Below are 8586 nucleotides of genomic sequence, written 5' to 3' on the forward strand. Positions count from 1 at the left end.
AAGGTCACCCTCGCCGACGGCGACCAGCAGGACCTCGGCCTCGAACTCCTTGCCGTCGGCGAGGGTGACCTTGACACCGTCCTGGGTGTACTCGGCCTTCGAGAAGAAGGTGCCCAGGTTGAACTTGATGCCGCGCTTGCGGAACGCGCGCTCAAGAAGCTTGGAGGAGTTCTCGTCCTCGACGGGGACGAGGTGCTTCAGGCCCTCGATGACCGTGACGTCCGTACCGAAGGACTTCCAGGCGGAGGCGAACTCGACGCCGATGACACCGCCGCCGAGGACGATCGCCGACTTCGGCACGCGGTCCAGCACCAGGGCGTGGTCCGAGGAGATGATGCGGTTGCCGTCGATCTCCAGGCCCGGCAGCGACTTCGGCACGGAGCCGGTCGCCAGCAGGACGTGGCGGCCCTGGACGCGCTGGCCGTTGACGTCGACGGAGGTGGGGGAGGACAACCGGCCCTCACCCTCGATGTACGTGACCTTGCGGGAGGCGATCAGCCCCTGAAGGCCCTTGTACAGGCCGGAGATGACGCCGTCCTTGTACTTGTGGACGGCCGGTACGTCGATGCCCTCGAAGGTGGCCTTCACACCGAACAGCTCGCTCTCGCGGGCCTGGTCGGCGATCTCGCCCGCGTGCAGCAGGGCCTTGGTGGGGATGCATCCCCGGTGCAGGCAGGTGCCGCCGACCTTGTCCTTCTCGATCAGGGCGACGTCCAGGCCCAGCTGCGCCCCGCGCAGGGCCGCGGCGTAACCACCGCTACCACCGCCGAGGATCACTAGGTCGAAAACGGTGCTGGCGTCGTTCGCCACGTCACGTCCTCCATGCATGTGCGCCGTACGCCGGTCTCCAGTGACCGGGCGGCGGCTGGTGTCCGGCCGCTCTTCTTCGGCCCTGTGGTGGGGGCCCTGTCCTGCCGAGCCCCATCTTCGCACTTGTCGGGAGGGAACGAGACGCCGGGCCGGGGTGTGAGACACCACACGCTCACATGTGAACCGGCCCGGCACCCGGAGGAACCCGAAGGGGCGCGGACGGCCGCGCGACCGGCCACAGCCGGCCGGCGGTCGCCCGCGCCCCTCGGATGTCGCGTCGGTGGCGGACGTCAGCCCAGGTCACCCGCGGCGGCCCGCTCGGCCAGCCGCACCAGCGTCCGCACCGCGGACCCCGTACCGCCCTTGGGGGTGTACCCGAACGGGCCGCCCTCGTTGAACGCCGGACCCGCGATGTCGAGGTGCGCCCACGTGATGCCCTCGCCCACGAACTCCTTCAGGAACAGGCCGGCGACGAGCCCACCGCCGTACCGCTCGCCCATGTTCGCGATGTCGGCGGTGGGCGAGTCCATGCCCTTGCGCAGGTGGTCCGGGAGCGGCATCGGCCACGCCGCCTCGCCGACCTCCTCCGCCGCCTCGTGCACCGCGGAGCGGAACGCGTCGTCGTTCGCCATGATGCCGAACGTCCGGTTGCCCAGCGCCAGCATCATCGCCCCGGTCAGCGTCGCCACGTCGACGATCGCGTCCGGCGCGTCCTCCGACGCCTTGGCGAGCGCGTCGGCGAGCACCAGCCGGCCCTCGGCGTCGGTGTTCAGCACCTCCACCGTCTTGCCGCTGTACATGCGCAGCACGTCACCCGGCCGGGTGGCGGTGCCGGAGGGCATGTTCTCGGCGAGGGCCAGCCAGCCGGTGACGTTGACCTCCAGGCCGAGGCGCGCGGCGGCCACGACCGCGGCGAACACGGCGGCGGCACCGCTCATGTCGCACTTCATCGTCTCGTTGTGCCCGGCGGGCTTGAGGGAGATGCCGCCCGAGTCGTAGGTGATGCCCTTACCGACGAACGCCAGGTGCTTTGTGGCCTTCGCGTGGGTGTAGGTCAGCTGCACCAGCCGGGGCGTGGCCGCGGAGCCCGCGCCGACGCCGAGGATGCCGCCGTAGCCGCCCTTGGCGAGCGCCTTCTCGTCGAGCACGGTCACCTTGATGCCGTGTTCCTTGCCGGCGCCCTGCGCGATCGCGGCGAACGCCGCCGGGTCGAGGTCGTTCGGCGGGGTGTTGATCAGGTCGCGGGCGCGGTTGAGCTCCTCGGCGACCGCGACGGCGCGCTCGACGGCGGCCTTGTGGGCGCGGTCGCGCGGCTTGGCGCCGAGCAGCGCCACCTCGGCGAGCGGGGCCTTGCCGTTCTTCGCCTTGGCGGCGTCCTTGGCCTGACGGCCGTTCTCCTTGTAGGTGTCGAACGAGTACGCGCCGAGCAGCGCGCCCTCGGCGACGGCACCCACGGCGTCGGTGTCGGCGAGCGGCAGGGCGAACGCCGCCTTCTTCGAGCCGGCCAGGGCACGGGCCGCGGCACCGGCCGCCCGGCGCAGCGTCTCCGCGCCGAACGAGCCGTCCTTGTCGGGCTCCGCTCCCAGGCCCACCGCCACCACGAGCGGCGCCTTGAAGCCGGACGGGGCGGGCAGCTTCGTCACCTCGCCCTCGGCGCCCGAGGCGCCGAGGGTCTCCAGGAGGCCGCCCAGCCTGCCGTCGTACGCCTTGTCCACGGTCTCGGCACCCGGGGCAACGACCGGGCCCTTGGCGCCCTTCGCGACACCGACCACGATCGCGTCGGCGCGGAGGCCGGACGCGGCGGCGGTGCTGAGAGTGAGAGCAGTCACGGTGGTGAAATCTCGCTTCCGATTGAGTTTTGGGTAGCCGAACGGATCGGGTCGACGTGCCGGGCACGAGCCTAGGCCCTTGTTCGGTCCGTCGGATCTGGGGCGCGGGGGCCGGTTCCGCACCGGCCGGCCGGACGGCGTTCGCTGCCACCAGCCTCCCTGACTTTCCGCCCGGCCCATGCAGGGAGATCCCCATGACTTCGGCATAGGGGGAACCCTTGTCGCGCGAAGCCGATGTCGGTCACTTGTGCGGACGGTGGCCACGGGGCCACGAACGACCCCTGGCCCTCAGCTCGATGCCGATGGCGCACGCCTGATGTGGGTGTGGGTGCCGGTGCCGACAGCGATGGCGATGGTGACACCGGTGCCGGGCCCGCGCCGGTTGCCGTGGCCGGTGGCCTCACCGGCCGTCGCCGCCGTGCTCCTCGCGGTGTCCCGCGTCGGCGATCATCCTTGGGGTACGTTGCCGCCCGCCCTGGAGCCCTTGCGATGAGACGCGCCCCCGCCCGCAGCGCCCTGCTGACCCTGCTCCTGCTGGTCGGGGGCTGTACCGCCGCCCCCGACGACAAGCCGGGCGCGGACCCCGGCCCGCGGACGGGCGACCGGTGGCGGCCGAAGCCCGGCACGGACTGGCAGTGGCAGTTGAGCGGGCGCCTGGACACCTCCGTCGACGTCCCCGTGTACGACATCGACGGCTTCGACCACTCCGCGGACACCGTCGCAGGCCTCCACGACGACGGCCGCAAGGTCATCTGCTACCTGTCCACCGGCGCCTGGGAGGACTGGCGTCCGGACGCCGACGAGTTCCCCGAGTCGGTGATAGGCCGGGGCAACGGCTGGGAGGGGGAGCGCTGGCTCGACATCCGCCGCCTCGACGTCCTCGAACCGCTGATGGCCGCCCGGATCGACATGTGCGCGGAGAAGGGCTTCGACGCGGTCGAGCCGGACAACATGGACGGCTACCGCAACCGGACCGGCTTCCCCCTGAAGGCCGCCGACCAGCTCCGCTACAACCGTCTCGTCGCCCGCCTCGCCCACGAACGGGGCCTGGCGGTGGGACTGAAGAACGATCTCGACCAGATCCCCGCCCTCGTCGACGACTTCGACTTCGCGGTCAACGAACAGTGCGCCCAGTACGAGGAGTGCGACACCCTCACCCCGTTCATCGACGCGGACAAGGCGGTCTTCCACGTCGAGTACGAGATGGAGACGGGCGACTTCTGCCCCGAGTCCCGGCGGCTGCGACTCAGTTCCCTGCTGAAGAAGTGGGAGTTGGGGGTGTGGCGCGAGGCCTGCTGACCCCGGCGCGCGGCGGGCCTGCCACCCGGTGGGCCGGTCACCCGTTGGCTGCCCCCGGGCTCACCCCAGGGTGAACACGACCAGCGCCGCCGTCGCCGCCGTCTCCGCGAGCCCTCCGAACACATCGCCGGTCACCCCGCCGAACCGCCGTGTGCAGTGCCGCAGCAGCGACTCGGCGGCGGCGCAGCCGACGACGACCGCGAGCACCGTACGAGCGAGGTCGTACGGCCCGAGGAGCGCGCCCGCGCCCGCCGCCACGCAGCCCACGACGGCCGCCGCCAGCACCGCGCCCCGCACCGGCACCGCCCCCGCCACCGCCGCGCCCAGCCCTTCGGGCCGGGCGGCCGGAACGCCGGTGCGGGCGGCCAGGGTCAGGGCCAGCCGGGCGGTGGTCGCCGCGACGACGGCCGCGACCGCGCCCAGGGCCCAGGACTCCCCGTACGCCTCGGTGAGGGCGGCGACCTGGGCGAACAGGACGAGTACGAGGGTGATGACGCCGAACGGCCCGATGTCCGACTGCTTCATGATCCGCAGCGCGTCCTCGGCGGGCTTGCCGCTGCCCAGCCCGTCGGCGGTGTCCGCGAGCCCGTCCAGATGCAGTCCCCGGGTGAGCACGGCCGGTACGGCGACACCGGCCACGGCGGCGAGCAGCGGCCCCGCGCCCAGGAGCAGCAGCAGCCCGCCGAGCGCGGCCGCGGCGACGCCGACCACCAGCCCGGCGGCGGGCGCGCACAGCATCCCCACGCGCGCGGCGTCGCGGTCCCACCGGGGCACCCGCACCGGCAGCACGGTCAGGGTGCCGAAGGCGAAACGCAGGCCGTCGGAGAGGGTGGGCGCGGGCGCCGGGGTCGTGGGCACCGGCGCAGGCTACCCGGCGGCCGGTGAGGCGAGAACGGCGCCCATGGGGGCGGGGAGGCCCGAACGGCAGCACTGTGCGAGGCAGTCGGGGCGTATCCGCATAAAGTGCCCCTATGGGTCACTGGTGGGAACGGAACATCACCGAGCCGGGCAAACTGCCGTTGCTTCTCGCGCTCACCGCGTTCGTCCTGACCTTCCTGATCACCCGGCTCATCACCCGTCTCATCCGGGCCGGCAAGGGCCCCTTCCGCAACATCAGCGGCAGCGGCGGCGTCCACATCCACCATGTCGTCCCCGGTGTCCTCCTCACCATCGCCGGCGGCTTCGGCTCGGTGGCCTCCGACGGGCACGGCTTCGGCGCGCTGTTCTCCGCCGTGATCTTCGGCATGGGCGCCGGGCTGGTGCTGGACGAGTTCGCGCTGATCCTGCACCTCGACGACGTGTACTGGTCGGAGGAGGGCCGCAAGAGCGTCGAGATGGTGGTGCTGACGGCGGCCCTGGTGGGCCTCGTCCTCAGCGGTTTCCTGCCGTTCGGCGTCAACGACCTCAGTGAGGAGGAGCTCCAGGACCGGGGCGCCGCCCTGCTCACCATCGGCACGAACTTCCTCATCGCCCTGGTCGCCCTCAGCAAGGGCAAGGCCCGCACGGCGATCTTCGGGGTGATCATCCCGATCGTCGCCGTCGTCGGAGCCGTCCGCCTGGCCCGCCCGACCTCCGCCTGGGCCCGCCGCTTCTACCGCCGCCGTCCGCGCGCCCGCGCCAGGGCCCTGCTGCGGTCCTACCGTCACGACCGCCGCTGGTCGGGCCCGAGCCGTCGTCTTCAGGACTGGATCGGCGGCACCCCGGACCTGCCCTCCGGGCCGGCCCCCCCGCCCGACCGGGCGGAACGCCGCTGACGCACGGCCAGGAGCCCGCACAGCGCCAGCACGGCCGCGATCGCCGCCAGGTGCTCCTTGCCCGCGAGGTTCTCCTTGACCAGGACCTCGACGACCATCGCCACGACGACCGCGCCCGCCGTGACGTACGCCCGGAACCGCCACCCGAGGAACACCGCGAGGCCCACCACGGCCGCCGACGGCCCGGTGTCGACGACCTGGGCGTCCGAGGCGGGCAGCCCCACGAAGGGGACGTCCGGGCCGAGCGCGATGCCCGCGCGCGCGTACAGCGTGCCGGCCAGCGTCGCCAGACACGCCACGGCCAGCGTCCGCCCCTTCCCCAGGCAGATCTCCGCGATCCCGAACACGAGCAGGATCTGCGCGAGCGCACCCCACACGGGCAGGTCCAGCGCCGGGACGAACAGGGAGAGCGGGGTCCGCAGCAACGCCAGCCACAGCGGGTCCTCGGCCCGTACGGCGCCCACGTCCTCGATGAACCCGTAGCCCCAGGACTGCCGGTGCACGAGGTGGACGACCGTCGCCAGACCGACGGCGGCGACGGTCACGGGGACGGCCCGCAGCCGGCGCGTCAGGGCCGGGCGCACGGTGTCGTACAACGGCCCCCACTCGGCGCGGACCGCCCGGGCGACCCCGTTCATCCGCCGGCCCGCATCTGTGTACGTCCTCGTCCCCATGTCCCGTGCGTCTGTTCCGTACGCCGGGTCCCGACGCGGGTGCCCCGCGCGTCCGTCGCCGGACGCCCGTCCCCTTACGCGGTCACCGGCGTGACTCCAGGTGTCTGCGGTGCAGCCACTTCGGCAGTCCCGGCGCCTCCAGGAAGCCCTCCGCGCGGGCCGCGGCGACGGCGATGCGCGGCAGGTCCGCGCTCTTCTCGAAGAGCAGGAACCGCGGCTCCCGGATGGGCCGGTACTTGGCGTTGGCCCGGTACAGCGACTCGATCCGCCACCAGCGGGAGAAGAAGCTGAGCAGCGACCGCCACAGCCGCAGGACCGGTCCCGCGCCGAGGCGCGCGCCACGTTCGAAGACCGATCGGAACATCGCGAAGTTGAGCGAGACCTGCGTGATCCCGATCTCCTCGGCCCGCTGGAGCAGAGCGGGCATCTCGTCGTCCGGGATGGCCGCGTGCCCGCCGGATCCGCACGGTGTACCCGGCCTGCCGGACCCGGTTGTACGCCTGCCGTACGCTCCGCATGGCCCGCCCGCCGAGGGTGAACTCGGCGGTGTCGAGGACGGCCTCGTCCCCGAGTTCCAGCGCGTCGAGCCCGTGCCGCGCGTACACGGTCCCGGCCTCTTTCCCCGCGCCCATCACCGCCGGGTCCACCGTGCAAGCGGGCCTCGACGAGCCACGGCCCGATGGCGTCTGGCCATGCATCCGGGTCGCCGATCGGGTCGCCGGAGGCCAGTGAGGCATCGCCCAGCACCCGTTAGGCGATGCCCGCCTGCCCGTCGGCGGCCAGAGGACGCTCTTCTCCCGCCGCAGCGCGAAGTATCCGAGGGAGTCCCGGTCGCCGGGATCTCATGGCCAGCCCGACGGTCACTCCGGGCCGCTGGAGTGCCCTTCGGGTGGTGGCGCGTGACCGGGGGTGCGTGACCGGGGTGGCACGGCTCGGCGGTGCCGAGCCGGCCGTTCCGTTCCCTTCCCGCCAGGGGTGCCCCGTCGACGGTGGGGTGTGCCCCGGCGGCCATGGGTGTGCCCCGGCGGCGTCCTACGTCGCGTCGTACTCCTCCGCGAGGTTCTTCTCCTCGGCCCCGCTGTCGTCGGCCGTCTTCTCCGGTTCCGCCGGCTCCCCCTCCGGCAGCTCAGCGGCCAGCGCCGCCGCGGCCTGCACCAGGGGCAGCGCGAGCAACGCACCCGCGCCCTCCCCGACCTTCACCCCGTGGTCCAGCAGCGGCTCGATCGCCATCCGGTCCAGCGCCTTGGCCTGTGCCGGCTCGCCGCTGCTCTGCCCGGCGAGCCACCAGTCCGGCGCTCGGAAGGCCACCCGCTGGGCGACCAGCGCGCACGCCGCGGACACCACGCCGTCGAGGATGACCGGCATCTTCCGTACCGCGCTCTGCAGCAGGAACCCGGTCATGGCCGCGAGATCGGCCCCGCCCACCGCCGCCAGCAGCTGCAACTGTTCCCCGAGGACGGGCCGCGCCCGCCGCAGGGCGTCCCGTACGGCCGCGCACTTGCGCATCCACGCCAGATCGTCGATCGCCCGGCCGCCCCGCCCGGTCACCACCGACGCGTCGGTCCCGCACAGCGCGGCGACGAGGACGGCCGCGGCCGTGGTCCCGCCGACGCTGAGGTCCCCGAGCACCACCAGGTCCGTCCCGGAGTCGGCCTCCTCGTCCGCGACGGCGACGCCCGCCCGGAACGCGGCCTCCGCCTCCTCCAGGGGCAGCGCGTCCTCGATGTCGATGCGCCCGGAGCCGCGCCGCACCCGGTGCCGTACGACCTCCTCGGGCAGTGACCCGGGGTCGCAGTCCAGCGCCAGGTCGACCACCCGGATCGGTACGTCGAGCCGTCGGGCCAGCACGGCCACCGGGCTGCTTCCGTCGAGCACGCCCCGCACCAACTGGTCCGCCGTGCCCGCGGGTCGGGCGGAGACGCCCAGTTCGGCGACGCCGTGGTCACCCGCGAACAGCACCACTCGGGCCCGGCCGATCGGCCGCACCGGCACGGCGGACTGCGCCGCCGCCAGCCACTCACCGAGGTCGTCCAACCGGCCCAGCGCCCCGGGCGGCACGATCTGCCTCTCCCGCCGCGCCTCGGCGTCGCGGCGCACCCCGCCGTCGGGGCGCTCGATCAGATCGGTGAAGTCGTCGAGATTAAGCGAGCTCATTCGCCGAACAGTACCGGCAGCGATCGAACACGACCGCGCCACACCGAAACCCACCGCACACCCGCC

7 protein-coding genes and 1 pseudogene are annotated in these 8586 nt (G+C 73.2%); 2 read left to right on the top strand and 6 right to left on the bottom strand.

Going from position 1 to position 8586, the window contains the following annotated elements; all coding sequences use genetic code 11:
- Both AOK23_RS30905 and AOK23_RS30910 read right to left on the bottom strand, forming a co-directional pair.
- Positions 1-810: FAD-dependent oxidoreductase (locus AOK23_RS30905; protein WP_157878204.1), on the bottom strand; the 810-nt coding region annotated here is incomplete at its 3' end.
- A gap of 290 nt (positions 811-1100) precedes the next feature.
- Complete coding sequence (locus tag AOK23_RS30910; RefSeq protein ID WP_055715874.1) at positions 1101-2639, bottom strand: leucyl aminopeptidase; 1539 nt, start codon at positions 2637-2639, stop codon at positions 1101-1103.
- A 489-nt stretch (positions 2640-3128) separates the two neighbouring features.
- Here AOK23_RS30910 and AOK23_RS30915 point away from each other — a divergent pair, with 489 nt between their 5' ends.
- Complete coding sequence (locus tag AOK23_RS30915; RefSeq protein WP_055715875.1) at positions 3129-3938, top strand: endo alpha-1,4 polygalactosaminidase; 810 nt, start codon at positions 3129-3131, stop codon at positions 3936-3938.
- Between the two features lie 60 nt (positions 3939-3998).
- Here the strand turns inward: AOK23_RS30915 and AOK23_RS30920 are convergent, their stop codons facing one another.
- Positions 3999-4796, bottom strand: coding sequence for an adenosylcobinamide-GDP ribazoletransferase (locus tag AOK23_RS30920; RefSeq protein WP_055715876.1), 798 nt, complete (start codon positions 4794-4796; stop codon positions 3999-4001).
- Between the two features lie 113 nt (positions 4797-4909).
- On the opposite strand from AOK23_RS30920, the gene AOK23_RS30925 reads away from it, so the two are divergent.
- Complete coding sequence (locus tag AOK23_RS30925; protein ID WP_055715877.1) at positions 4910-5692, top strand: hypothetical protein; 783 nt, start codon at positions 4910-4912, stop codon at positions 5690-5692.
- On the opposite strand, the gene AOK23_RS49035 is transcribed toward AOK23_RS30925, so the two are convergent.
- From AOK23_RS49035 to cobT, 3 genes and pseudogenes are all read right to left on the bottom strand, one after another.
- On the bottom strand, positions 5617-6366 hold the full coding sequence (locus AOK23_RS49035; protein ID WP_420823766.1) for a hypothetical protein: 750 nt from the start codon (positions 6364-6366) through the stop codon (positions 5617-5619). The two genes, AOK23_RS30925 and AOK23_RS49035, sit on opposite strands and share 76 nt — an antisense overlap.
- Positions 6367-6448: 82 nt before the next feature.
- A pseudogene (locus AOK23_RS45795) lies at positions 6449-7202 on the bottom strand (phosphatidylglycerol lysyltransferase domain-containing protein); the annotation flags it as partial.
- Positions 7203-7398: 196 nt separating this feature from the next.
- Complete coding sequence (gene cobT, locus AOK23_RS30940; protein WP_055715880.1) at positions 7399-8520, bottom strand: nicotinate-nucleotide--dimethylbenzimidazole phosphoribosyltransferase; 1122 nt, start codon at positions 8518-8520, stop codon at positions 7399-7401.
- Between the last annotated feature and the right edge of the window lie 66 nt (positions 8521-8586).

This window comes from Streptomyces torulosus (assembly GCF_001419765.1).
GTDB classification, from domain to species: domain Bacteria; phylum Actinomycetota; class Actinomycetes; order Streptomycetales; family Streptomycetaceae; genus Streptomyces; species Streptomyces torulosus.